Source organism: Sulfitobacter sp. 1A12056 (assembly GCF_043558125.1).
GTDB classification, from domain to species: domain Bacteria; phylum Pseudomonadota; class Alphaproteobacteria; order Rhodobacterales; family Rhodobacteraceae; genus Sulfitobacter; species Sulfitobacter faviae.
On the sequence record NZ_JBIFFY010000011.1, the window covers coordinates 1 to 23,891 of the forward strand.

The following is a 23,891-nucleotide window of genomic DNA, read 5'->3' on the forward strand; positions in this document are numbered from 1 at the left end:
ACCGAGTGATCTGGCGGAAAAGCTGACGTGCGAACCGGAAACCGACATTCGCCACTGCGCAGCGAGTCCGGAACTTTCGGCCCTTAGCGGTCGTTCGATCAAGTTTCAGCGAATGACCGAAACACCCTCTATCGACCGAAGCCGAGGCTTGGACGACTGGTCGCATTCTCTGGTCATTTAGGTCGCTCATCTAAGCCCCTACTGCCTCGATGTCAGTTTAGGGCCCAGCTCCAGAAAAGCTGCCGGCTCTCAATGTGGTCGATTTCGGCTGGCCTGAGCAGCTTTTGAGCGCGGTGGCCAGGTCGACCTGATATAAGCAAGTATGGTCCAAATATCTTCGTCTGAGATTACCTCACCGAAGGCGGGCATGCCGCTGTTGAAACCCTTCACGCCCCGGGCCGCCAGCGCAACCTCGCCCCCGAGTTTGGTGTAGTCGAACAGCAGCGTATTATCATGGTGCCAAGTATGCCCCGTTGCATCATGCGGCGGCGCGGGCAGCACACCATCTTCGTCTGGGGTGCGCCAGTCGGGCTGTCCTTCGAGGTCTGCGCCATGACAGGCGGCGCAGTGCTCGGCGTAGAGCGAGCGCCCCGCGACGGGATCGCGGCCGTCGAGTTCGTGATCGGCCTGCGCTGCTGATGCGGCCGCACAGAAAAACAAAGCAGCCCGTTTCATGCAACTTCTACCCATGTGCGCATCCCTCCGATCGCGTGGCTCAACATATGACAATGGATCAACCAGCGCCCCGGATTGTCGAAAACGCAGAGAACATCGCGGCTTTCCCCGGCAGCGACCAAGGTTGTATCACGCAGATCGCCGATGCTCCCGTCTGGGGCCACCTCATAGAAGTGGTGCCCATGCAAATGAATGCCATGTGGAAAAGCGGTATCATTAACCAAGGTGATCCGCACCGTTTCGCCGCGTTCGATGATGGCAAAGGGGTCCTGTGGCAGGTCCGAGACATCGTTGAAGGACCAGATATTGGCACCGCCGTGCCGACCGCCCATGGCACCGCCCATCATGGTCAGCGTCAGGTGCTGGGAGGGGGCGCCCGGTGCCGGGAGGTCCGGTGCCGCCAAGGTCGGCAGAGGCCCCGACTGCCGATCCGTATTCTCGCCAGAGATGGACAATTCGGCCAGACGGTAAGGCGCCTGTCGCGTGGGCATGTCAAAGCCGACCGGGCCGGTGACATCGACGATCAGATCGGCCCGCTGGGCCGGCGCCAGAACGAGGTCAGAGAACGCGCGAGGTTGGCGCAGTGCCATGCCGTCCAAGGCGACAACCGAACCAGAGACGCCAGAGATGCTCAGGGGGAAAATACGATTGGTCGCCGCATTGATCAGCCGCAGGCGGATGCGATCACCTTGCTTCACCTCGCTCCGCGATAGGAAACCGCGGGCAAAATTGCCCATATAGCCCGCATGGGCGACGCTATGCATATCGGTGAATTCATCAACAAGGCTGCCATCTTCGTTGATGATCCAATCGGACAGGATCACGGTGATGTCATGATCCAGATCGAGAGGGGCGTCGTCTTCGACGATCAGCGGCCCCATCAAGCCGCGCGCCACCTGCTCTTGCGAGATATAATGCGAATGATACCAATAGGTCCCCGCATCGGGTGGCACGAAGCTGTAAGTTTTGCTGTCATAGGGGTCGATCAGATCTTGCGTCAGCACCGGGACACCGTCCATCCGGTTTTCCAGTCGGATGCCGTGCCAGTGAACGGCGGTGCCCTCTTGCATGGCATTCTTGACCTCAATCGATGCCCGCGCACCCCGTCTAAGCCTGATCTCTGGTCCCGGCATCGAGCCGTTGAACCCCAGCATTGCGGTGGTGCCTTCGCCTTCGGGAAGGATCTGCTGACTTACTGTTTCTGCCTTCAACTTCAGTGGCGTCACGCCAGCAAAGCTTGGAAGGGGCAGAACCGCAGTGGCGGAAACACTGGCGAGGAATTGTCTTCTGTTCATGTCATGCCTTATCGGGGTGATTTGCGATTAATGCTGCCACGGGGCACAGGGCGCGCCGATGTCCGAGGCGTGTAGGTATGTCCTGCAGGGGCCAATTCCAACTGTCGATGACGGGTTGGGGGTGGAGCGCCTATGCGCTCTCTATCGGGAAATAGAATGTGTCGAACCACTTGGGTCATCCCTTCTCTGACAAGGGGGCGCGTCCCCCCATGATCTGCAGCACGAAGCTTCCTGACGCCGTGATCATAAGAAAGCCGTGAAATGCCTCTATCCCGGTAGTGAAGCGCAGGTGCCCCACGGGGGTCAGGTCGCCGCGTCCCAAGGTGGTGAAGTTGACCAGTGAGAAATAGAAATAGTCCATCATCGTGATTGGCTCATCCGTTGTTCCGGAAGCGTTTAGCGCGCCAATCTGCAAACCCTGCACCGCCCAGAGGAAGAACAGCGTATAGATGAAAGCCTCAATCACATGGGCAAAAGTAATGGCGCCGACCGCCAAGCCAAGGTTCTGGCCATGCGCAGTTCTTTTGCGTTGCGCGATGGTATCCGACACCCATTTAAGGACGAAATAATGGATTGTCGTGCAGATGCCGATAACCAGAATTGATAGAAGTATTGCTTGGATCATGACGAGCTACCTGTTTTGTTTGCGGGAGCTTCCCCTCAGGCGGTTATGCCGGGGCGGCTGTTGATTTGTGGGCAGCCACATGCGAACGCTCAGCCGCAGTTTGCGGGGCGTCCGCCGGCACCCATGCGTCATCCATCAAATCCTCAATGAATGTGCTGAGCAACTGCGTGCGCCCGGTGACGGCAGCCTTGCGATAAATCGCGTTTGTCTGCGCCTTGATCGTCCCTTCAGAGGTGCCGCGCAGCTCCGCAATGTCGCGGGTGCTCAGGCCCTTGACCAGAAAAACAGCGACGTCCCGCTCTGCGGGTGTCAGACGCCAGTCGGTGAAGTGCTGCGTCATTACCATCGAGAACTCCGAGGTGCATCGGCGCATCTTCTCTTCGGCGAGCCGGGCCCGTTGCAGACTGGTCCTGAGGGCGATCCAGCCAAGCGCCACGCCGAGGTTCAACCCGATGGCCAAGATCGTTTGCTGATACTCATGGCTCTGCCAGATCAGAAAATCAGGCTCCATTCCCATAGCGTCCAACAAGAAGCAGACGGTAAAGAAGATCGCCACAATGGCCTGCAGTGCTGCGATGGCCCAGAGGGCGATGGTTCCACGCGTTTTCATAGCTCGAAGTGCCTTATTATTATGAAAAGTGCATGGCCGGCTCGTTCAGCCAGCCATGCGATTGGCGCTTACTTCATCTCAGTCACAGTCAATTTGCCTTTGACACGGTCGGCTACGAACTCGATGTTCTGGCCTTCTTTCATTTTAGCAATCAGCGCTTCATCGGCTTTGAACACCATAGTCATCGACGGCATATCGAGGTTTTCGAGCGGGCCGTGGATGATGGTGACCTTATTGCCCTTAGCGTCGACCTTCTTGATCTTCCCGGATGAGTAGACGGCAGGTGCCGCGGGAGCCTCATCAGACTGAGCGACGGTGATCGGCCCATGCATGCCGGATTCGTAGTGGCCGGGGATCAGGCAGGCGAACTCAAAGCTGCCTTCATTGGCGAAGGTCCAGATCACCTCGCCTTCCATGCCAGAGTCGAGACGGACCGAGTTCGGGTCATCATGCTCCATGTCCATCTTGGCCATGGCTTCCTTGTGCTCTGCATTGCCCTCCATCGTGTCGACCACGAACTCATGCTCGATCTCGCCTTTGTTAGTGACGTTGAAGCGGATGGTCTCGCCTTTCTTGATGTCGAATTCTGCGGGCTCAAAAATCATCTCGCCATCGTCGGTTTCGCGCATAGTTACATCAATGGTGCGATCCACATTGGCGGATTTGCCCGGCATGCCGGCCATCATTTCCTTGTGCATGTCACCGTGGCCGTCATCGTCATGGCCGCCCCCATGGGTGCCTGCGGCAAAGGCCGGGGAGGTGATTAGAAGGCTGAGGGCGGTCGAGAGAAGAAGTTTATTCATGGTGTTTCCTGTATGGTTGTAGAGGTGATTATGGTCTGAGGGGCGCTTAGCCCTTGGAGGTTGGTTTCGGCGTGATCTGGGTTTTCGGACTGTGGTTCTGCGCAAAGTCCGGCAGCTCTCCCGTCCATTCATACGCCTCGGTGCCCGGAGGATTTTCATACCAGCCGGGATCTTCGTAGTCGTCCGCGTCGATGCCTTCGCGCACCTTCACGACCGAAAACATGCCGCCCATTTCAAGGGGTCCATGCGGCCCCCAGCCGGCCATCATCGGCACGGTGTTGTCGGGCAGCGGCATCGACATTTCGCCCATATCCGCCATGCCCGCCGTGCCCATGGGCATGAACTCAGGCTGCACGCGGCGGACCTGACGTGTCATGTTGGAACTGTTGGTGCCGATCAGCGTGGGCACGTCGTGGCCCATAGCGTTCATCGTGTGGTGCGACTTGTGACAGTGGATCGCCCAGTCGCCCAGATGCTCGGCCACGAACTCATAGGCGCGCATGGCGCCGACGGGAATGTCGATGGAGACCTCGGGCCACTGCGCCGATTCCGGCACCCAGCCGCCATCCGTGCAGGTGACCTTGAAGTCATAGCCATGCATGTGGATCGGGTGGTTGGTCATCGTGAGATTGCCGACGCGCACGCGAACCTTGTCGCCATGGTTGACGACCAGGGGGTCAATGTCCGGGAAGATGCGGCTGTTCCATGTCCAGAGGTTAAAATCCGTCATCGTCATGATTTTCGGGATGTAGCTGCCCGGATCGATGTCGAAAGCGTTCAGCATAATCAGGAAATCCCGATCAACGCGCATGAAATCGGGGTCTTTGGGATGGACCACGAACATGCCCATCATGCCCATCGCCATCTGCACCATCTCATCCCCATGCGGGTGATACATGAAGGTGCCGGATTTGGTCAGGTCGAACTCGTAGATAAATGTCTTGCCCGGCGGGATGCCCGGATGGCTCAGCCCGCCGACACCGTCCATGCCCGAGGGCAGGATCAGCCCGTGCCAATGCACCGTCGTATGTTCCGGCAGGCGGTTGGTAACATAGATGCGCACCCGGTCGCCCTCGACGGCTTCGATGGTCGGACCGGTGGACTGACCGTTGTAGCCCCAGAGGCGCGCGACCATACCATCAGCAAGTTCACGCTCGACCGGCTCGGCAACGAGGTGAAATTCCTTCACGCCATTGTTCATCCGGTGCGGCAGGGTCCAGCCGTTGAGCGTGACCACGGGGTTATAGTCCGGCCCACTGGTGGGACGGGTCGGCGCTTGGGTGAGGGCCGAATCCATCTCGGCGGCCTCGGGCAGGCCCATATTCATGGTCTGGCCCCATGCTTTGGAGGACACGAGCGTTGCACCCGCAGCGCCGGCCCCCAGGAGTTGACGTCTGTTAATCATCTGGTTGCTTCCTTGTCTCAATGTCCTGCGCCGCCACCGGCGGCGATCTGTGTCTCTCCGCCGGCACCGCCGCCGCCGCTCCCACCGCCGTAGATCGCGGCGGTCAGACCGGCAGAGGCCAGCCAGAACTCACGCTTGGCATTGGCTGCCTCAAGCTGGCTTCCGATCTTTTCGCGGGCGTCGTTCAACAGATCGAAGGTGCTGGTGATCATGCCGTTGTTGCTGAGCAGAGCCTCTTCATCGATGGTGCGGCGCAAAGGCAGCACCACGTCTGAGTAGTGCCGTGCGATCTGGTGGCTTGAGCGGTAGGCCGTGGCCGCCGCCCGGGCTTCGGAGCGGACGTTCACCGCCCGTTCGGCCAGCACATTGGCGGCTTGAAGATAGCTAAGCTCGGCCTTGCGCATTCGCGCCTTGCCGCTGTCGAAAATTGGGATGACGAACTCGAACTCGACCTGAGGTGAGATACTGGTCTCGACTTCCCCGTCCTCTTCCTCACGCTCGATCTCGGCACCAGCGATGACTTCGAGGTCGGTCAGGGTGCGGGTGGCATCGGTCAGACCATAGGCCTTGGCCGTTGCTGCCAACCCCAGCCGGGCGACTTCCAAATCAACACGATTGGCGAGCGCCAGCCGTTCGATGCCCTTGTGGCTGCTGACCGTATTGGGCACGCGGGGCAGAGCATCGGGCACATAATAGGCCACGTCCTGCCCCCAGAGCCCCATGAGCCGGGTCAGCTGTTCCTTGGCCAATTGCGCATCCAGCCGCGCCTGCGCCAGCTGTCCGGCCATCTCGGCATTGAACGCCTGCTCGCGGGCCTGTGCGGCCTTGTTGAGCGCGCCGGTCTTGCCCAGCTGCTGCGCCAGTTCCGCCGCCGCATCGGTGGTGACGGCAGCACGTTTAAGGTAGCCCACCGCCTCAAAGGCGGCGACCGCGTTGATCCATGCCTCGCGCGTTTCATTGGCCAGTGCCAGCGTGTCGCTCACCGCCTGCATCTGCGCGTGCTGGAATTCCGCCTCGGCAGCGGCGATGCGCTGTTTGCGGGTGCGAGCGTCCAGCAGGTTCACGGCGATCATGCTTTCCAAGGCACGGTAAAGCCCGACCTCGGGCGCGCCGATGCCCAGCAAGCCGATGGAGACGACGGGGTTTTCTGGCGTGGACTGCTGCCATGCTTCGGCCGCCGAGAGGCCGATCTGCGCATAGGACGCCTGAAGCCCCTTGTTGTTCAAAAGCGCGACCTGCACAGCGGTTTCGGCACTGATCGTTTTACCCTGCACCATGGCGCGGACCTGTTTGGAGGCCGCGACGGTCTCGGCCTGCGACTGCGCCCAGACGGTGCGCTTGCCGATGGCCTTGGAGGTGCGTGCCTCCACGGTGGCAAAGCCAGCATCACGGGCCGAGAAACTCACCGGCAGGTCCGTTGCCGTGCAGGCGCCCAAGATCAGTGGTGTAATGACGGCGGCGGTTTTCAATTTCCAACGCATCAGTGGTTCATCCCCTGCATATCCATCCCTTGCATAGGTGCCTGTTCAGCGTTCAACCGTCGCCAATCGAGCGGCTCCACCACGCCGCGACGCCGGTAGCCTGCAAAGGGTTGCTCTTCGGCGGTCGTGGCACTGCCGCGCGTGCTGTTGTCGGCGGCGGTCATCGCGGCGACTTCGGGCAGAGGCGTGGGCTGCTGCACATAGGCGGCAGTGACGTCTGGAAATGGGGGGAGCGTCGTGGCGCAAGCCCCAAGGGTCAGGGACATCGCCCCTGCAATCAGTGGTAATTTCATTGGTTTTTTGCCTGAGAATAAGGTGATCTTTCCCGCAGCCAGACGCCGCGGATGCAAAGGCCGTTAGTCGGCCGGGATCAACTCAGGCTCGAGGCGGACGCAATTGACCAGCGGATTGGCCAGAGGCGACAGAATGGGACACGCTGGTGTATTCAACGGATCGCACAGCCGTCATTTTGGCGTCCTGCGAGGAGGTCAGCGCTCCCGTCAGGCAAATTCCACCACAGCAAGGCTCGCCTTCGAAACTGTCAGATATTTCTGTTTGGTCGGGCATGGCCGCTGCGTCCGGATGCAGTTCGGACTCTGTGGTCATCTGATGACCCGCGTGATGCGCCGCCTGCGCGCTGTCATGCATCCCGCTTTCGGCATGAACCGACGAGGGCGGCAGCAGCAACAGACCACAGGCCAAAACCACGCCGAGAAGGACGCGACAGAGGTTGGATATGTCTTCCAGAGCACGCATAGGTGTTAGCAGTGTCGTAAGTCGCAGAGCCTGTCAACGCGTCCAGCGCTGGAAGGATTGCGGTTTTCTGGCGGAAACCGGCCTAAAGTGCGGGGCGGCGGATTGGCGTTCCGACCCAGAGAAGAGGTCAGAGGCGCTGGCTACGGTGCCAGAGCGCGATGGGCATTCGGTCCGAAACGCCTACTTCGACGCCTTTTGCAAAAGACCAATCAACTCGTCAAACTTGGCGCGTTGTTCTTCCGGGTCGCCGCTGGCAATCGCAGCCTCGACGCAATGCTGAGCGTGGTTCTCCAGCACAAGCTTTTCGACCCCCAGAACGGCGGATCGGATTGCCGCAGTCTGTGCTAAGATGTCCATGCAGTAGCGGTCGGCCTCAACCATTTTCGCGATGCCGCGCACTTGTCCTTCGAGCCGCGCCAGGCGATCCAGCGTCTTTTCCTTGTTAGCCTTCATGAGGCGTCGCTCCATTCGGGATTTGTTGCCGATCGGATAATATACCCCATATGGGTATAAGACGATGGCACACATTGGCAATTTAGGAGGACAATACAATGGATTCAAAGAATAAGCACGACGATCGCACAAGCAGCGGCTATGGCCGGTTCTTTGCGATGATCGGCACCTCGACGGTCGTGATGTATGGCCTGATGTATCTCAACACTTATGCGCTTGACCATGTCTTCTTCTCCCAGACGCGGATGTGGATGGCGCTCTATATGGGCGGGGTAATGGCAATCATTATGCTCGCCTTCATGCTCGGCATGTATTCCAATCGAAAGACGAATTTTGCGATCTTCACTGGTGCCGCCATCGCCTTTGCGGCTGGTGTCTACTTGGTCCGGTCGCAAGATACGGTAGGCGACACCGCTTGGATGAAAGCTATGATCCCGCACCATTCAATCGCGATCCTGACCAGCGAACGGGCAAACCTGTCCGATCCGCGCGTGCGCGAACTGGCCGACGCGATCATCGAGGCGCAGCGCAGCGAGATCGAAGAGATGAAGCTCTATATCGAAGACATCGAAGCAAACGGGGATGCAGCGCCTGGCACTTCCCGCACCAAACCCTGAGATCAAGGAGCATATCATGCCCAGAGACACCCGTGATGTTGCAGACGTAACAACTGATCCGGCCTCCTCCGCGACAGGGAAAACCGCCGTGCTTTACCGCATGGCCCTGCCAAACCATCTGTGTCCTGCGGGGCAGAAGGCGCGATGGCTTTTGGAGCGCAAAGGCTACGAGGTCGATGACCGCCTGTTCCGCGCGCGGTCTGAAGTCGACGCGTTCAAGGCGCAATACGATGTTCCCACGACCCCGCAAGTCTGGATCGAAGGGAAGCGCGTTGGCGGCTATGACGCCCTGCGCCAGGAACTTACCGACTATGACCCTACGGCGACCACTTACAAACCGGTGATCTATCTCTTCGCCGTTGCTGCGACCACAGCGCTTGCTCTGTCCATCGGCTTTCTTGGCGCGATCACGTGGCAGACGCTCGGTTGGTTCATTTCGGTCTCGATGATCCTGCTGGGGATGCAGAAGCTGAGCAATATCGAAAGCTTCACGACGATGTTCCTCAACTACGACCTGCTGGCACGTAAATGGGTGCCATATGCCTACGTTTATCCATGGGTTGAAACCGGGGCGGGCGTGTTGATGACCGGTATGTTGCTTACCCCATTTGCCGCTCCGGCTGCGCTCTTCATCGCCACGGTTGGCGCAATTAGCGTGTTCAAAGCCGTCTACATCGACAGGCGCGAGTTAAAATGCGCTTGCGTTGGGGGTAATTCGAACGTGCCGCTCGGATTTGTGAGCCTGTCCGAAAATCTAATGATGATGGGCATGGCCATCGTGATGTTGGCCAAGATGTTTACCTGAAGGTCGGGCGCAGCATCTTGCGCTTAGCACGAGTTCGCAGGGCGGAAATGGTCAACTGAAGCAAACGTGCATGGCACAAGTGTTTGTCTTAGCTTTGTTCGCATAGCTGCCGTTCGTGCGTTTTGCGGCGAACGGCGGCTTTCCGCCCATTCTGTGGAAAAACACCCGTTCGCTGGCGCAGAATACTGACCCCGGAATGGGACGCGAGCGCCTTTGTTGTCAGGCTTTTCGCGGTTGCTGCGGTGCGGGAAGGATCCTGGCCAATTTCCGGAGGTTCTGAGCAGTGGCGGCGAGGAGGAATTCGTCGTTTGCACCGCATGGCCCACGTAATCGGAGCCGATTCAGACCAAGGATCCGTTTGAGATGGGCAAAGAGCATCTCGACCCTCTTCCTCAGCTTCATCGAGATCACGTATTGGTCAGTTTTCGCAATGTCGCGGGCGACCTGCCGCGCATCTTCATGTTCCTCGCGGGTGATCTTGCGGGCATCAGCGTTCGGACAGCACTTTGCCTTGGAGGGGCAAGCCTGGCAGACTTCTTTCAGGGCACGATACCGGGCCGTCCCCTTGCCGGTCGGTCCCCGGTTCGGGTCGGAATAGTTCCGGCGGAACTGCTTCAGCTCGTGCCCCTCGGGGCAGATGTATTGGTCGTTCTCCGCATCCCATTCAAAGTCGGCGCGGGTCCATGTTCCGTCGCTGCGCCCCGACTTGTCGAAGACGGGGATGTGCGGAGAAATTCCGCGGTCAACCAACCATCCTAACATTGGCGCGGTGCCGTAAGCCGTGTCCGCGATCAGGCGCTCTGGATGCAAGTCGAACTTGGCCTTCACCCGCTCCAGCATGGTCTTGGTCGAACCGACTTCAGCCTGTCGGATGGATCTCGTCGCCTCCACGTCCACGATGACGCCATGGTCGGTGTCGATCAGGTAATTGTCGGAATAGCTGAAAAAAGCCGGACCTTTACGGGCGGCCGTCCATTGACTGGCCGGGTCGGAATGCGACGTGAACTTGGGTTGAACCTCGCTGGCGGCACCGAACGCCGCCTCATCCAGGGTGGCGAGATACTCGCGAACCGCGCGGGGCGCATTTGCCGGATCGACCTGCGCCGGGTCCCAATCCTCCTTTGGAGTCGAGTTCTGCTTGTTGGCATCCGCCTCAATGAGGCTGGCATCAACCGCCATGCGCTGGCCGCTGACCAAGCCCTCCTCGATGCACCGTGCGACAGTCGCTTCGAACAGGTGCCGCAGCAATTCGCTGTCGCGGAAACGGCCGTGCCGGTTCTTCGAAAACGTGGAATGGTCAGGAACGCGGTCGCTGAAATCGAGACGGCAAAACCAGCGATACGCCAAGTTCAAATGCACCTCCTCACAAAGCCGCCGCTCTGACCGGATGCCGAAGCAATAACCCACCAGCAGCATCCGGATGAGGAGTTCAGGGTCGACCGACGGCCGCCCCGTATGGCTGTAGAAATCGGCGAGGTAGCTGCGGATGCCGGACAGGTCCACGAACCGATCTATGAAGCGCAACAGGTGGTTCTGTGGGACATGCTCCTCAAGCGAGAACTCATAGAACAGCGCCGGCTGCGCCTCCTGCCTCGGTCCCATCATCGCCGATCCTCCTATCCCCTACAGGAATTGAATCAGCCGACGGACCGTCGATCAAGGGCGAGTTTTTCAACAAAATACGCCCTTGGTGTAGATTAGGAGCCGCCGTTCGCTGCGAAACGAAGGGTCTTTTTGATTTGAAGATTGCTTGCCCCTTCCAAGTTGTCGAAAGGCTTTTCGATCTCAATAATGCAGTGATGGCCAATAGGAATAGTTAGACCGATCCGAGATAATAACCGATGGCCTCTGCCAGTTCAGTTTCCTCGTATCTGAAATGAGATCGCACGACCTCCTCCAACTTTCTGAAGGCGGTGGCGGCATGAAGGAAATTCGCATCGTTCGGATCTTCCGTCAATACATCCGCCGCGCGGTCGAGGCGGAGGATCAACTCATGCACCACCGCGTGCTCCGCCTTCAATTTGGCGACGACCTCACGGAACTTGCCTTTACCCGCCGCCTCGATCCGAGGGAACATGTCGGCGCTCTCGATGTCGTGGTGGAACTTCAGAATTTGGCATTCGCGTCCGCAAAGCGAACCGAAGGCGCGGAAATTCTCTGCCATATCGAGCGAAAGCACGATCCGCTTGAGGTCATCGGGCGGGCTGTCCCCCGCTTCGATCCGCGCCAGAACCGCTCCGATTTGGGCCATCTCCATCAGATAGTGCCGATGAATGGCCGCCAGCTGCCGCCCCTGAGCACGGTGCCTATCCGTCGCCTCCGGCACCGGCGGCGCTGTCGGGCGGGCAGCCTCGTCGAGGCTGAGTTGATCCAGTGGCTGATTAGAAAGTTCGGTCATGATAGACATGTAAGTCCTTGTTCGTGAACGTCGACCGCCGGTGCAGGAGGCAACGTCATGGGTAGAAGACGCCTCCCTGCGCCCGTTTGATCTTGGGCTTGCCCTCCGGCGCCGGGATGAAATCGGCCTCGTCCCCCGGCACCGTCGAGAACTTACCCTGCCGCCATTCCTCGCGCGCCTCTTCGATGCGCTCGCGGCGCGAGGAGACGAAATTCCACCAGATGTAGCGCGGCCCCTCCATCGGCGCGCCGCCGAAGAGCATGAAGCGCGCATGTGCGCCGGTGCCGTCATCGACGCCCGTTACGGTGACCTCGTCCCCGGGGCGGAGGACCAGTAGCTGCCCCGGCGCAAAGGTATCCCCAGCCACGTCGATCCCGCCGTGGATGGTATAGAGGGCGCGTTCCTCGGTATTCGCCACGATCGGTGCCTTCGCCCCCGGCGCAAGGGTCACGTCGACGTAAAGCGTGTCCGACGCCGTCTTGAGCGGTGAGGCGACGCCGAAGGCTGATCCGGCGATCAGCCGGGCGGTCAGTCCCTCGGCCTCAACCGTGGGCAGGTCGGTCTTGCCGTAGTGCAGGAAGGCGGGGTCGCTTTCCTCCTCCGCCTCGGGCAGCGCCATCCATGTTTGGAGGCCGAACAAGCGCTGGCCGGTCTTGCGGCGCTCGGGCGCGGTGCGCTCGGAATGGACGATTCCCCTGCCCGCCTTCATCCAGTTTACCGCGCCGGGTTCGATCGCCAGATCGGTGCCGAGGCTGTCGCGGTGATGGATCTGTCCCTCAAAGAGATAGGTCAGCGTAGCGAGGTTGATATGCGGATGCGGGCGCACGTCGATGCCCTGATCGGTCAGGAATTCCGCCGGCCCCATCTGGTCGAAGAAGATGAACGGGCCGACCATCTGGCGCTTGTCCGAAGGCAGCGCGCGGCGGACTTCCATTTCGCCGATATCGACGGCGCGCGGGACGATCAACGTCTCCACCGCATCGACGCTCTTCGCGTCCCCGGGGATTGGGTCGGGACAGGGGCTCCAGCTCATGACGTGTCTCCTTTCAGCTTTTTCGTTGCAGGACGTCCTGCCATTCGGGATGACGGTCGATCTGTGCCTTGGCGAAGGGGCAAAGCGGCACGATCTTGCGGCCCTCGGCGCGGGCGTCCTCCACGCCGCGGCGTACCATCGCTTCGCCGACGCCGCGACCCCGCAGGGCCTCCGGCACGCCGGTATGGTCGATGATGATCGCGCGGGCGCCGAGGCGGGAGTAGGTCATCTCGGCCTCGTAGCCGTCGACCACCGCCAGGTAGCGGCCCTTGCTGTCGCCCTCTTCGCGGGTAATCTCGATCTCGCTGTCCATGGGCGCTCTCTTTACCTTTCGGTGTTCAGCTGCCTGCGCAGCCAGGCGGCCTCTTCGGCGACGATACCATGTCCGGCGCCGGGCAGGATCAGCGTCTCGACCTTGGCCCCCATGTTCTGCAGCACATCGGCGCTCTTCTGCACCCGCGCCAGCGGAATATGCGGATCGCGTTCGTGACAACCGAGCAGCACCGGCACATCGGCCAGCCGGCCCGCATAGTCGAAGGTCTTGGCCGGACGGTCGTAGAGGTCGGCCCGCGGAACGCCGCCCGCCTCGCCCGTGCCGACCAGCCCGCCGGAGAGCGCGGCCACAGCGCGGAACGGACGGGCCAGCCGCGCCGCCGCCTCCAACGCCAGACAAGCCCCCTGCGAAAAGCCGATCAGCGCCACGCGTGTTGGATCGAAACCCTGCTCAGACAGGTCATCCAGCAGCGAGGAGATGACGCTCAGCCCGCTGCCGAGCCCCGGCTCATTGGCCGTGAGCGGCGCCAGGAAACTGCCCGGCCACCAAGACTGCCCGGCTGCCTGCGGGGCCAGCACGGCGAGATCCGGCAGGGCAAGGTGTTTGGCCAGACCGAACATATCCTCCGGCGCGCCGCCGCGGCCGTGGATCATCACCAGAGCCAGCCGTGCGCGTTCCACCGGAGCACCAGCGCTGACCAGCCATTGTCCCGCGTGCGGACCGGTGCCGCGCGTCACCGCCCCGAGGCCGCTCACGACGGCACCCGGATCTGCGGCAGCACCTGCTCGATCTGAGCGCGGTGAGGCTCAAATTTCTCGGGCAGTTTCAGCGCCTCGCCCAGGTGGGCTGGGTCTTCGTCAACGGCGAATCCCGGTGGATCAGTGGCGATCTCGAAGAGCACCCCGCCGGACGTGCGGAAGTAGATCGCGTCGAAATACTGCCGGTCGATGACCGGGGTGACCTGTTGGCCCGCGGCAGAGAGCCGCGCCCGCCATGCCAGCTGCTCTTCCTCGTTGCGCGCACGGAAGGCGACATGGTGGATAGTGCCTGCGCCTGAGCGCCCGATTGAACGAGCGTCCGAGGTCATTAGGTCCACGGCCGAACCACGCTCGGGTTCGGTCGAGCGGTAGCGAATACGGGTCTCCGTCCCGCCGGTGCCGCCCGTGGCGGCGGCCTCCTCGCCCTCGCGCACGTAGCCCATTGCCTCAAGCACAGCGGCGGTGGCCGCGACCTCTTCAAGCCAAAGGGTCACGCTGTGAAACCCCTCGTCCCGCGCGCCGCCTTCGATCACCTCGACCCGCAGCCCGTCGGGGTCACGCAGCGCGATGGCGCGTTCGCCGAAGCGATCGAAAGGTCCTTCGAAGTCGATGGTGGCCTCCGCCAGTTCCCCCATGCGCCGGTCCAAGTCGGGGATCGCATAGGCCACCGCCGACGTCATGCCGGGCCCCGCGCGGCCTGGGCCTGCATCTACGAATGGAAAGAATGTCATGATCGACCCGGGCGCCGCGTCCTTATCCCCGTAGTAGAGGTGATAGGTGCCGGGATCGTCGAAGTTCACGGTGCGTTTGACCAGCCGCTGCCCGAGGGTGCGCACCCAGAAGTCAAGGTTGTCCTGCGGCGGGCCGGAGATAGCGGTGACGTGGTGCAGGCCGGGGATGGCTCGGGAAGTGCCTTGGGACATGGTGCTCTCCTTTCGATGCCAGCGGCGTGAAACGCTTCCGGCTTATTGTGTCGGTCGGTTGGGAACTTATGTAAGGCGAGAGTTACCAAGTGAAAGTCGTTACCAAATGGAAACCACCCAGAAAAAGGCACCCGGCCCCGGGGACCGGGACGCAGTTGATATCCCCTGCGCGGCGGACACGCTGCTGCGCAAGCTCTGGGGACAATGGAAAACCCATGTGATCTACGTGTTAGGCGATCAGCGTGCCTGCCGCTTCGGTGTGTTGCGACGCCAGATCACCGACATCTCTCCCAAGGTGCTGACCACCCGCCTGCGGGAGTTGGAAGCCGATGGGCTGGTTTGGCGCGAACAGGAGAATACCATTCCGCCCAAGGTGACCTATGGGCTGACTGAAACAGGCCTTGCCGTGCATGCAGTGCTGAAGAATCTTGAAAGGATTAAAGTCTAAGTGCGTAAAAAGACCGGAGTAAATCGGGTCAATCAATCTATCAAAACCCTTAGCAACGGGAATCGCGGAAACTTTTGAGTTGGCACTTATTGGTGCTTTCGGCCCATTGCCGACCTTGAGACAGAGCGGTCTCGCTGCGGCGCAGTTTCACCGAAGCGGTCTTTCATGCGTCGCGCAGCATTTTCCGACGGCCGACGTCGGCTGAGCGGACTTTGCTGCCTTTGGCCTTAGTGCTATCAGGTAGCAATCGGAGGTTTGAATTATGACACCTGAAAAACTAAGAGAAATTTATGGCAGCGCTTCGCCACATGCAGCGGCGAAGGTTATTTCGCAATTCGATAAGCATTGTAGAAAATTCATAGAACACGCGACTTTCCTCGTACTTGCGACCTCGGATGGTACAAATCTTGACGTGTCGCCAAAAGGTGATCCTGCTGGGTTTGTTGAAGTAGAAAGCGAAAAGACGCTTTTGATCCCTGACCGCCCAGGCAACAATCGGATTGATGGTCTCTTGAACATTTTAGCACATCCCAAAGTAGCACTTTTGTTCATGATTCCGGGAGTTACGGAGACCCTTCGGGTGAATGGTACAGCTGAAATAAGCGATGCCCCAGAACTCTGCGACAGGTTCGAAATCAACGGAAGAAGCCCTAAGACGGTCCTGCGTGTTTTTGCTGACGAGGTTTTCACTCATTGCGGCAAAGCACCTATGCGGGGTGGCTTATGGAAACCTACGACCTGGTCGGAAAGCCGCCCCATCGCTCCGCTCTATGAAATGATCAGAGACCACTCCAAAATGGAAGTTGCCTCTACTGAACAGTCTTATTCTGAACAGCGGTACAGAGAAACCTTGTACTGATCGTCGCGGTCGCATTAACCACCATTCTTCAGTCTGGTAGGTTGGGCTCGTTCCTGCCATTCGCTGCGGTCGCCCACCCAAACGGCGCTGAGGTTTGCAGGCCAACGTCGGCTTGGCGGAAAAGCAGACATCTTCTGACTTGCTGTGACCAGCAGGACATTTACCTTCGCAAACACAGGTATGGGAGAATGAAACTGTGCAGAAAATAGCGACATCCAATCCGAATTTCATGATCCAACACGCTTCTCCGGATGATGCGGGGCTTGTTGTCGAATACATGAAAAAACTGGGCGCCTATCAAAAGATGTCGGACAAGATCACGGCAACTGAGGCTCAGATCAAACGGCTTCTGAATGAAAAACTGGGCGAGGCGCTGTTTGGATACTACAAGGGCGAAATTGCGGGCTTTGCCTATTTTTGCCAGAAGTCATCTGCATTTACTGGACGGTCAGGAATCTATATCGATGGATTCTTCGTGGATACGAAAGTCCGCCATCAGGGTCTTGGCAAGATCATTATGGGGTATCTTTGCTCTCTTGCCCTCGAGAGAAACTGCGAGATGATGGAATGGGGGGTTCTGGACTGGAACAAACCCACCATAGAATTCTACAGAAGCCTTGGCGCCTATAGCGTAGACGAGATGACGATTTTCAGGTTTACGCCGGACGATCTGAAATCAAATGCTCTGGCATTCGAGGGCAAGCCATAACCATCTGTGATAGACGGTTTGGGCTCCTTCCGGACGTTCTCCGCAGCGCAGTATGGGCCCAAATCCGTACATTTTTGTCACCGGCGCTTACCACCGTATTTGTCCCGTGTGTTGTGACCATATGTTTTTGTCCAACAGGAGACATTCGTGGAGAGCGCAGCGAAATCCCGGTGTGAGCCCAAACTGACTACGCTGGACGTAATATGCTTTGCAGCCGCAGCATGGGCGTGCCTCTCGCTCCCCGGCCCTAAGCCGACCTTCACGCCTTGCGTAGCAAAGGTCAGCTTCGAGCCGTTAGTGACCGTGCCGAGCTCGAAGCTATTCCCAGTGGCAGCATATACTCACTCTTAGCATCTGAGGCTTGCGCCTATTCCTACAGGGTGTGCTAAGCTTAGCCGTGTCTACGAACTGAAGGAGTTCCTATGCCCATCCCGAAATCATTGCTGTTCACATTCGCAATCACCAGCGCTGGTTTAGCCGCCTGCACAGTACCTTCGATGCCCGAAGCACCTGATGGCGCGAGGTTTTTTGCGAAGAACTGTGTTTCCTGCCATGGAATGTCGGGCCGTGGCGACGGTCCTTCCTCGGCAGGGCTCGATCCAAAACCGACGGATCTCACGTTGTTGGCCCGTGAAAACGGAGGCTCTTTTCCCCGCGCCCGTGCATTGAGCTATATTTATGGTGACCCTGAACAAGGGCATCTCGCCCGGGTGATGCCTCAATTCGGAGGTGCTATGGCAAATGATACTGTGCCAATTGCGGTGGATGGTGTGATGACCCCGACGCCAAGAGTCTTGGCAGGACTTCTGGCGTATCTGGAAAGCGTACAGCGCTGATAAAAGAACCACTTTCAGCAAGGTTTTCTCGACCTGCGCGAAAAGCTTGCTGGCGAAATCTGACCTAACCCTGAAGCGACGCATGACCGGCGACATCGGCGGACCTCTCGGGATCCTTAGCAACGCCTGCAGCTGGCGCTGCAAGGCTCGTCACCTTTTATTCCGATCACCCCAGTCCGCCCTTTTTGGCAAACAATACCCTGCGCAATTGAGTTCTCTTTCGGTATGAGGATCGAGGTAGGAAGTACGGCTGCTGACTCCTATTTTAGAGCCATGCCGTTCCGAACAGGAGCAAACTGGTTAGCACGCCCAGGACGGGAATAATGATAGGCACATTGAAATGCTGCGGTACAGTGCCACCCCGCATCTTCAGCCTTATCAATGCAGAATTCACGAGAACGAAGACCAAGAGAACGATCTGCGACGTGCGTTCGGCCAGTGCTTCGATCGGCAATGCTAAGGTCAATAGCATGATGATGCACATCACCACGACCGTTGCAGAAACCGGAGTTTGGGTTCTTGGCCAGACCGTGGCCAAGGCAGCAATCAGGTGCCCGCGATCCGCCAGACCGTAGAGCACCCGCGACGCCATGATCATTTGGATTAAGACACCGTTGACGGTGGCAACAATTGCAACAATGGCAAAGCTCTGCTGGACACCTTTTGGGGCGGCCTCAAAAACGAGAGCAAGCGGGGCGGAAGATGACGCCAACCTGCTGAGCGGCACGGCTGTAAGTACCGCGGTTGTTGTCGCGAGATATAGCAAGGTTGCGATGGTCAGGGTCAGAACAATAGCCTTAGGCATGGTCGAAACGGGGTCTTTAACCTCTTCCGCAACGTTCGCCATATCCTCAAAGCCCACAAAAGCGAAAAACGCCAGTAGAGAGGCTGCGCCGATTCCTATCCAATGTGGTCCAACAAGGGGCGGCAGCATATCAACAAGATCGACCCCGAGAGGTTCAGAGATTCCGAAACCCCAAACAGCCACAAAAATTAGGCCGCCGATTTCGATCAGAGTGATAATCGCAGCGACAGTGACCGACTGAGTAATGCCCCACAACGCAATAAGCCCCATCAACACTACGACCACTACCGTCAGCACCCACTGTGGCGCTGCAAACAACCCCTGAAGGTATGACGCAGCCCCAATGGCGACAGCTGCTGCAGAAACCATCCCTGACAACGCAACTGCCAGACCCACCAAAGTCGCCATCGCCCCCGAGCGGAAGCCAGCTTCGACGTAAGCCGCTTCACCTGCACTAACGGGGTATCGGGTTGAGAGCTCTGCGTACGAAAAAGCGGTAAAAGCGACAACTACAGCAGCGATCAAGAAAGAAACTGGGGCGTAGGCACCGGCTTCCGCTGCTGTTGTTCCCACGAGTACATAGATGCCTGCCCCGACTGTGACGCCGAGCCCATAAAGGGTGAGCAAGGGGGTGGTCAGTGCCCGGCGCAACTTTTCTGTTTGGTTCCCGCTGTCGGAAAAGACGTCATGCGTTGTCACCGTAAAGAAATCCTCTCAAAGTTCGTTAAACTGGTCGTAGAATTGCCCACCTGCCCCGGATTAGATCCGGTCATTCGCCGCGCCGTCAACGAACTGGGAAAGTGCGGACGAAGCGGTCATAGGCGCATGAGACGCCCTCTACGCATGGAACAACGTTCCTACAAAAAACGCAATTGCGGCGGCCATCCCCCCAATCACCACAGTCTCGCCCGCAGATTGCCACCAGGGGCTGAGAGACCAGACGCTTTTCAGCGCGCCGATCGCGAAAAAGGTCATCATGGTCAGCGCGGCCGAGACAGAAAATGCGTTGCCCAGTCCGAGAATGAACGGGAATAACGGCACGATTCCGGCCGCCAGGAAGGCCAGAAAGGTGGTTACGGCGGATTTCACAGGATGTGGATCGACACCGCTTAGCCCGTATTCCCCTTCCATCATCAAGTCGATCCAGCTCTCGCGATCTTTCGTGATCGCATCGGTAGCCTGGTTCAGAACATCGCCCCTCAGGCCCTTTTGGGCCAAGATTTCTCGAACCTCAAGACGTTCGCCTTCGGGGTAGTTTTGTATGTGAAGCTCCTCGATTTTGCGGATGCGACGCATGTTGTCGAGTTCGGCTTTGGTGCCTGAATAATTGGCCGCCGCCATGGAAAACCCGTCGGCCAGGACGTTCGCTATTCCCAGCGCAATGATAATGAAAGGCGAGAGCCCGGCTCCAGCAACACCCGCGACGATGGCAAACGTCGTCACCGCTCCGTCAATTGCGCCGTAAACAGCGTCGCGCAGCACACCCCTACCCGGGGGGGCTCCGATTCGCTTTGCGATTTCTTGCTGGCTATGGCCGTGCTCAGACAATTCGAACCTCCTGAGAGATCAGTATAGGACCAAGGGGTCGCCCAGCTTTGATTCAAATCATAAGCCATGTCCGTTTCGGGATCTGGAGACGTCATACAAAGGGGCAGCGATTGTCCCTAAACATGGTTCGCACGCCAGTCATTCCCAAAGCTGCCTTTCGGGGTCTATCTATTGTAGCGGCACTGCACTCGCCAAAGCTGACCTTGGGCCCAGTGCCATTGCTGCTAAACGACGGCGATGTTCGCAATATTTTCCGCGCCTATCAATCGGCATTTTTTTGCTTGGGAGGCTGTGTCTTGCCGGTAAATTAGCGCAAGTATCGTCTCACGAGCCCTCGGATCGCCGAAAGCGTGAGTATCTTTGCTTAGTTACCGGCTTTCTGTGGCTTCTGAGTTGGTTCGGCGGCGTTCTCACTTTCGGTTTCGGTATCAGAACCAGCAGATTCGCCTTCGGTGTTCTGGTTTTCCGCCTCCGCCGACGATGACGTGTCAGACGCGTTGCCCTCGATCAAGGACGTATCACCCGATGCGCCATCGGTCGCTGTGTCAGTCTTCTGATCGCTGCTCGATGTCGGGCTCTGCATCTCATCTTTCGATGATGTGCCGGAGGATCCGGCATTCTGACTACCCGCTTCTGACAGGTCTTCGGGCGGGAGGCCGCCAGATTCCTGCAACGAATCCACCAAGTCGGCGCTGTCGTTAATGTCGCTGTCGATCTCGGTTACGCCCTCATCTTCGGCGTCGGACGACATGTCGCCTCGTTCATTCTCTTCGGCGGGCTGCCCGGAGGAGTTTGAATTTGAAGTTTCCGCTTGGGAAGCGACCGGATCATCGCCGTTGCCAGTATTTTCCTGCGTGCCTTGCATCTCGCGCGTGGCGGTTGATTCGGCCTCCGAATGACTGTCTTCCGACCCGTTGCTGTTGTTGCCGCCCGCAGAAGACCCCTGACCGTTTTCCGCGGCTGAGATCCGCTCCTCAATCTCCAACAGCTTGTTGGAGCGTTCTTCTACATTGCTGGTAAGGTCCGTTACAATTTTCTGGATTTCGTTTCGCTGCTCTTGGGCGTCAGCGACATCGGTTTCCAGGGCGGTCTTCCGCTCGGTCATGCTGGCGAAGCTATGCTCAAGCTCCGCTTGCCGGGCCTGCATGTCGTTCAGGCTGCTTTCCAGGGTTGCGACCTCGTCTCTCAAATTCGTTTCCTGCGCCCTCAGAGACTGGAGCTCGCTTTCGCCGGTGGAGACTTCTTCGGCGAGCCGCGCGTTGTCCTCACTAAGTGTTGCGAGGCTTTCCTGAACTTCGGCCTCACGCGCCCGAGCTTCTTCGACCCGGGTATTTATGTCGGTCAACTCCTGCGTCTGGGAGACAATTTGACTTTGGATGTCTGCCTTGCGGGTTTCAAAGCTGGTCATTTCTTCACGCATCGACGAGATCTGCTGCTCCAGCTCATTGTTTTGCTGCTGCTTCTGCGCCACCGTTTCGTCAATGGAGGTCTGCTGTACGATCAATTCGTCAAGCTTCGGCTGCAAGGTGTCGATGTCCGACTGGATGCCGTCGCGCTGCTCCTGCAGGGACTGGGTCTCCGTTTCCAGCGATGCGAGCTCCGCCTGCAATTCCTCGACGCTTCCGGCTGCTTCCTGCTGCGTGCTGATAGCGCTTTGCAAGCGCGAGATAGTGCGGTCGGTCTGCTTCTGAAGTTCTGCAGTGTCGGTGAATGCATATAAGGCAGCCCCCCACCCAACGACTGCCGCCGCCGCGATCCCGATTGTCTTTACATCCCAAGTTGAGCTTTTGTTCTCCGCCATGAGAAACTCCCCCTCCGGCCGAGCCGATCTCTGAAAAACTGTATAGGGCTGGAACGCGTCAGGCGGGTGGAAGTTCCGACCCCCGGGGTGCGCCGGTCCCAGCCTCACGGGGGGGCATCGTCGGGGACTGGCATGAAACGCGTGCCCCCTGTCGATCACTCTGAAGCATTACGCGTGGCGGGAGGCTGCGCTCAATCTTTCGCAGAGTGAGTTCATGAATGTATGGCAGGGGTCAAGAAGCCGGCGACATTGCACACGTTGCGACACAGTTTTGCCACCCACCTTTTGGAGGCAAACACCGACGTGCGGGTTATTCAGGTGCTGCTCGGCCACGCCAAGCTGACGACCACTGCGCGATACACTCATGTGGCCACCAAGACGATCCGCGACACTGTCAGCCCCTACGAGATGCTGGCCAAATTGCAGGATCAGACGGTGAAGCGAAGTCTGGAGTGACCGGGCGCCGGGGTGCCCCGGACCGAACTGGAGATTGCTGATATCTTCCGCACCCATGGTCCTGCGTGGCGGCTGGCCAATGCGGGGCATGTCAGCCTCTCCCAGTTGAAGGTGATGTCGTCGATCGAGGCCTGCCGGACTGAGGCTCTTGGCGGGCATGTGGCTGGCTGTGCCACATGCGGCCACCATCACATCGCTTATAACTCCTGCAAGAACCGACACTGCCCGAAGTGCCAGGGACCGGCCGCGCGCGACTGGATGGAGGCACGGGCCGAGGATCTGCTGCCCGTGGAATATTTCCACGTCGTCTTCACCCTGCCAGCTGAGATCGCGCAGATCGCCTATTGGAACAAGAAGGCGATCTATGGCTTGCTGTTCAAGGCGTCGGCCAAGACCATCATGAACATCGCGGCCGACCGCAAGCGCATGGGCGTGCGAGTGGGCATGACCAGCGTGCTGCACACATGGGGATCGGCACTGACCCATCATCCGCATATCCATATGATCGTCCCCGGCGGCGGCCTGTCGCCGGACGGCACCAAATGGGTCGCCAGCAAGCCTGGGTTCTTCTTGCATGTGCGCGTGCTGTCGCGCCTGTTCCGCCGCCTCTTTCTGGACGGGCTCGTGGCGCTGCACCAAGCCGGAGACCTGGCTTTCTATGGGGACTTGGAGCGGCTGGCGCTGACGGACGCCTTCACCACCTGGCTCACCCCTTTCCGCAAATCCGAATGGGTGGTCTATTCCAAGCCGCCCTTTGGCGGCCCAGAGGCCGTGCTTGCCTACCTGAGCCGCTATACTCACCGCGTCGCCATCTCAAACCACCGCTTGGTCAGCGCTGATGCCGACACCGTCGCCTTCCGTTGGAAAGACTACCGCCTCAAAAATGGGGACCGCCAGAAGATAATGCGCTTAGCCACGCCTGAGTTCATCCGACGCTTTTTGATCCACGTCCTTCCTGACGGGTTCCACCGGATCCGCCACTACGGCCTGCTGGCCAGCAGCGCTCGCAAAGCTAATCTCACAAAAATCCGCAAACTGCTCTGCGTCCAACCACCAGATCAGGCAGATGTCCAAGACGCTGAGCCAGACGTCACCCCGCTCACGCTGCGTGAACCATGCCCATGCTGCGGGGGACCCATGCGCATCATCGAGATCTTTCGTCGCGGGCAGAAACCGATGTCACGCGCGCCACCACGGGAGCAGGCCGCATGACCGACCGCCTGTCACAGATCATCAACCCACGCTGGCTGCTCCGTGCAGAACCGGACCAAGCCACCTGCGCCGATCAGGTATCAGCAGGTTCCCAAACCACAAATCCACCCAGCCCGGCGGGCAGCGCTTGGCGACTGGGCTGGGAAGTCCGCATCTGCAGCCTCGTGCAAAAGGCCAAACGGCCCGCTGAAACAGCCGTCGTCTCGATCGTCAGCGAACTTTACCCATAGCATCACCAAGACCCTCGCGGCTTCGACCTTGGGAGGTTTTCCAACGCGGGTCGTCCGCCCAACAAGACGCGAACCT

The 23,891-nt window shown here is 59.1% G+C and carries 28 protein-coding genes and 1 pseudogene; 10 read left to right on the top strand and 19 right to left on the bottom strand.

Annotated features, from left to right (window positions below; translation table 11 throughout):
- Window positions 1–181 (top strand): hypothetical protein (locus ACGYLD_RS16315; RefSeq protein WP_394403228.1); only part of this gene is annotated, 181 nt, incomplete at its 5' end.
- Window positions 182–249: 68 nt separating this feature from the next.
- On the opposite strand, the gene ACGYLD_RS16320 is transcribed toward ACGYLD_RS16315, so the two are convergent.
- The 10 genes from ACGYLD_RS16320 to ACGYLD_RS16365 form a co-directional block, all read right to left on the bottom strand.
- Window positions 250–690 carry a c-type cytochrome gene (locus ACGYLD_RS16320; RefSeq protein ID WP_246253383.1) on the bottom strand — a complete coding sequence of 147 codons (441 nt, stop codon included), beginning with the start codon at window positions 688–690 and terminating at the stop codon, window positions 250–252.
- A complete protein-coding gene (locus ACGYLD_RS16325) occupies window positions 672–1,970 on the bottom strand; it encodes a multicopper oxidase family protein (protein ID WP_304951561.1) in 1,299 nt (432 codons plus the stop codon). Before ACGYLD_RS16325 ends, ACGYLD_RS16320 begins: the two co-directional genes overlap by 19 nt.
- A gap of 175 nt (window positions 1,971–2,145) precedes the next feature.
- Complete coding sequence (locus ACGYLD_RS16330; protein ID WP_394403230.1) at window positions 2,146–2,595, bottom strand: ion channel; 450 nt, start codon at window positions 2,593–2,595, stop codon at window positions 2,146–2,148.
- 43 nt (window positions 2,596–2,638) lie between these two features.
- Window positions 2,639–3,205 (bottom strand): LuxR family transcriptional regulator, encoded by a 567-nt coding sequence (locus ACGYLD_RS16335; protein WP_271693701.1) that lies wholly within the window; start codon window positions 3,203–3,205, stop codon window positions 2,639–2,641.
- Window positions 3,206–3,273: 68 nt separating this feature from the next.
- Complete coding sequence (locus tag ACGYLD_RS16340) at window positions 3,274–4,008, bottom strand: copper-binding protein (protein ID WP_174859251.1); 735 nt, start codon at window positions 4,006–4,008, stop codon at window positions 3,274–3,276.
- A gap of 46 nt (window positions 4,009–4,054) precedes the next feature.
- Window positions 4,055–5,413 (bottom strand): multicopper oxidase family protein, encoded by a 1,359-nt coding sequence (locus tag ACGYLD_RS16345; RefSeq protein WP_209218807.1) that lies wholly within the window; start codon window positions 5,411–5,413, stop codon window positions 4,055–4,057.
- A 17-nt stretch (window positions 5,414–5,430) separates the two neighbouring features.
- A complete protein-coding gene (locus ACGYLD_RS16350; protein WP_271689140.1) occupies window positions 5,431–6,894 on the bottom strand; it encodes a TolC family protein in 1,464 nt (487 codons plus the stop codon).
- Entirely contained in the window at window positions 6,894–7,187 is a 294-nt protein-coding gene (locus ACGYLD_RS16355; RefSeq protein ID WP_136720347.1) for a hypothetical protein, read from the bottom strand. The genes ACGYLD_RS16350 and ACGYLD_RS16355 overlap by 1 nt, the downstream gene beginning before the upstream one ends.
- 82 nt (window positions 7,188–7,269) lie before the next feature.
- Window positions 7,270–7,650 (bottom strand): hypothetical protein, encoded by a 381-nt coding sequence (locus tag ACGYLD_RS16360; protein WP_271689137.1) that lies wholly within the window; start codon window positions 7,648–7,650, stop codon window positions 7,270–7,272.
- Between the two features lie 180 nt (window positions 7,651–7,830).
- Window positions 7,831–8,118, bottom strand: a complete 288-nt coding sequence (locus ACGYLD_RS16365; protein WP_209218806.1) for a metal-sensitive transcriptional regulator — start codon at window positions 8,116–8,118, stop codon at window positions 7,831–7,833.
- An 83-nt stretch (window positions 8,119–8,201) separates the two neighbouring features.
- Here ACGYLD_RS16365 and ACGYLD_RS16370 point away from each other — a divergent pair, with 83 nt between their 5' ends.
- Both ACGYLD_RS16370 and ACGYLD_RS16375 read left to right on the top strand, forming a co-directional pair.
- Complete coding sequence (locus ACGYLD_RS16370) at window positions 8,202–8,720, top strand: DUF305 domain-containing protein (protein ID WP_246253384.1); 519 nt, start codon at window positions 8,202–8,204, stop codon at window positions 8,718–8,720.
- 16 nt (window positions 8,721–8,736) lie between these two features.
- Entirely contained in the window at window positions 8,737–9,525 is a 789-nt protein-coding gene (locus ACGYLD_RS16375) for a MauE/DoxX family redox-associated membrane protein (RefSeq protein ID WP_174859256.1), read from the top strand.
- A 219-nt stretch (window positions 9,526–9,744) separates the two neighbouring features.
- Here the strand turns inward: ACGYLD_RS16375 and ACGYLD_RS16380 are convergent, their stop codons facing one another.
- The 6 genes from ACGYLD_RS16380 to ACGYLD_RS16405 form a co-directional block, all read right to left on the bottom strand.
- The gene (locus ACGYLD_RS16380; protein WP_304951560.1) at window positions 9,745–11,130 is read right to left on the bottom strand and encodes an IS1182 family transposase; all 1,386 of its coding nucleotides are present in this window, start codon (window positions 11,128–11,130) and stop codon (window positions 9,745–9,747) included.
- A gap of 211 nt (window positions 11,131–11,341) precedes the next feature.
- Window positions 11,342–11,923 (bottom strand): hemerythrin domain-containing protein, encoded by a 582-nt coding sequence (locus tag ACGYLD_RS16385; RefSeq protein ID WP_271689182.1) that lies wholly within the window; start codon window positions 11,921–11,923, stop codon window positions 11,342–11,344.
- Between the two features lie 55 nt (window positions 11,924–11,978).
- A complete protein-coding gene (locus ACGYLD_RS16390) occupies window positions 11,979–12,956 on the bottom strand; it encodes a pirin family protein (protein ID WP_304951559.1) in 978 nt (325 codons plus the stop codon).
- A 13-nt stretch (window positions 12,957–12,969) separates the two neighbouring features.
- Window positions 12,970–13,269 (bottom strand): GNAT family N-acetyltransferase, encoded by a 300-nt coding sequence (locus tag ACGYLD_RS16395; RefSeq protein WP_276154973.1) that lies wholly within the window; start codon window positions 13,267–13,269, stop codon window positions 12,970–12,972.
- 11 nt (window positions 13,270–13,280) lie between these two features.
- Complete coding sequence (locus ACGYLD_RS16400; protein WP_304951558.1) at window positions 13,281–13,985, bottom strand: alpha/beta hydrolase; 705 nt, start codon at window positions 13,983–13,985, stop codon at window positions 13,281–13,283.
- Window positions 13,982–14,911 carry a ring-cleaving dioxygenase gene (locus ACGYLD_RS16405; RefSeq protein WP_304951557.1) on the bottom strand — a complete coding sequence of 310 codons (930 nt, stop codon included), beginning with the start codon at window positions 14,909–14,911 and terminating at the stop codon, window positions 13,982–13,984. Before ACGYLD_RS16405 ends, ACGYLD_RS16400 begins: the two co-directional genes overlap by 4 nt.
- Window positions 14,912–15,017: 106 nt before the next feature.
- On the opposite strand from ACGYLD_RS16405, the gene ACGYLD_RS16410 reads away from it, so the two are divergent.
- The 4 genes from ACGYLD_RS16410 (at window position 15,018) to ACGYLD_RS16425 (ending at window position 17,763) form a co-directional block, all read left to right on the top strand.
- Window positions 15,018–15,359: a helix-turn-helix domain-containing protein gene (locus ACGYLD_RS16410; RefSeq protein WP_304951556.1), complete on the top strand. Its 342-nt coding sequence runs from the start codon at window positions 15,018–15,020 to the stop codon at window positions 15,357–15,359.
- A 262-nt stretch (window positions 15,360–15,621) separates the two neighbouring features.
- On the top strand, window positions 15,622–16,218 hold the full coding sequence (locus tag ACGYLD_RS16415; RefSeq protein WP_304951555.1) for a pyridoxamine 5'-phosphate oxidase family protein: 597 nt from the start codon (window positions 15,622–15,624) through the stop codon (window positions 16,216–16,218).
- A 229-nt stretch (window positions 16,219–16,447) separates the two neighbouring features.
- Complete coding sequence (locus ACGYLD_RS16420; RefSeq protein ID WP_394393635.1) at window positions 16,448–16,927, top strand: GNAT family N-acetyltransferase; 480 nt, start codon at window positions 16,448–16,450, stop codon at window positions 16,925–16,927.
- 422 nt (window positions 16,928–17,349) lie between these two features.
- Window positions 17,350–17,763, top strand: a complete 414-nt coding sequence (locus tag ACGYLD_RS16425) for a cytochrome c (RefSeq protein ID WP_241962936.1) — start codon at window positions 17,350–17,352, stop codon at window positions 17,761–17,763.
- A 265-nt stretch (window positions 17,764–18,028) separates the two neighbouring features.
- Here the strand turns inward: ACGYLD_RS16425 and ACGYLD_RS16430 are convergent, their stop codons facing one another.
- The 3 genes from ACGYLD_RS16430 to ACGYLD_RS16440 all read right to left on the bottom strand — a co-directional run bounded on the left by ACGYLD_RS16430 (window position 18,029) and on the right by ACGYLD_RS16440 (window position 21,917).
- Window positions 18,029–19,267 carry an APC family permease gene (locus ACGYLD_RS16430; protein ID WP_394393634.1) on the bottom strand — a complete coding sequence of 413 codons (1,239 nt, stop codon included), beginning with the start codon at window positions 19,265–19,267 and terminating at the stop codon, window positions 18,029–18,031.
- A 138-nt stretch (window positions 19,268–19,405) separates the two neighbouring features.
- Window positions 19,406–20,116 (bottom strand): VIT1/CCC1 transporter family protein, encoded by a 711-nt coding sequence (locus ACGYLD_RS16435; RefSeq protein ID WP_394380792.1) that lies wholly within the window; start codon window positions 20,114–20,116, stop codon window positions 19,406–19,408.
- Window positions 20,117–20,480: 364 nt separating this feature from the next.
- Window positions 20,481–21,917: a hypothetical protein gene (locus tag ACGYLD_RS16440; RefSeq protein ID WP_108640274.1), complete on the bottom strand. Its 1,437-nt coding sequence runs from the start codon at window positions 21,915–21,917 to the stop codon at window positions 20,481–20,483.
- 222 nt (window positions 21,918–22,139) lie between these two features.
- Here ACGYLD_RS16440 and ACGYLD_RS16445 point away from each other — a divergent pair.
- The 3 genes and pseudogenes from ACGYLD_RS16445 to ACGYLD_RS16455 form a co-directional block, all read left to right on the top strand.
- A pseudogene (locus ACGYLD_RS16445) lies at window positions 22,140–22,373 on the top strand (tyrosine-type recombinase/integrase); the annotation flags it as partial.
- Between the two features lie 12 nt (window positions 22,374–22,385).
- Entirely contained in the window at window positions 22,386–23,585 is a 1,200-nt protein-coding gene (locus ACGYLD_RS16450; protein WP_394393632.1) for an IS91 family transposase, read from the top strand.
- On the top strand, window positions 23,582–23,815 hold the full coding sequence (locus tag ACGYLD_RS16455) for a hypothetical protein (RefSeq protein WP_394393629.1): 234 nt from the start codon (window positions 23,582–23,584) through the stop codon (window positions 23,813–23,815). Before ACGYLD_RS16450 ends, ACGYLD_RS16455 begins: the two co-directional genes overlap by 4 nt.
- Window positions 23,816–23,891 lie beyond the last annotated feature (76 nt).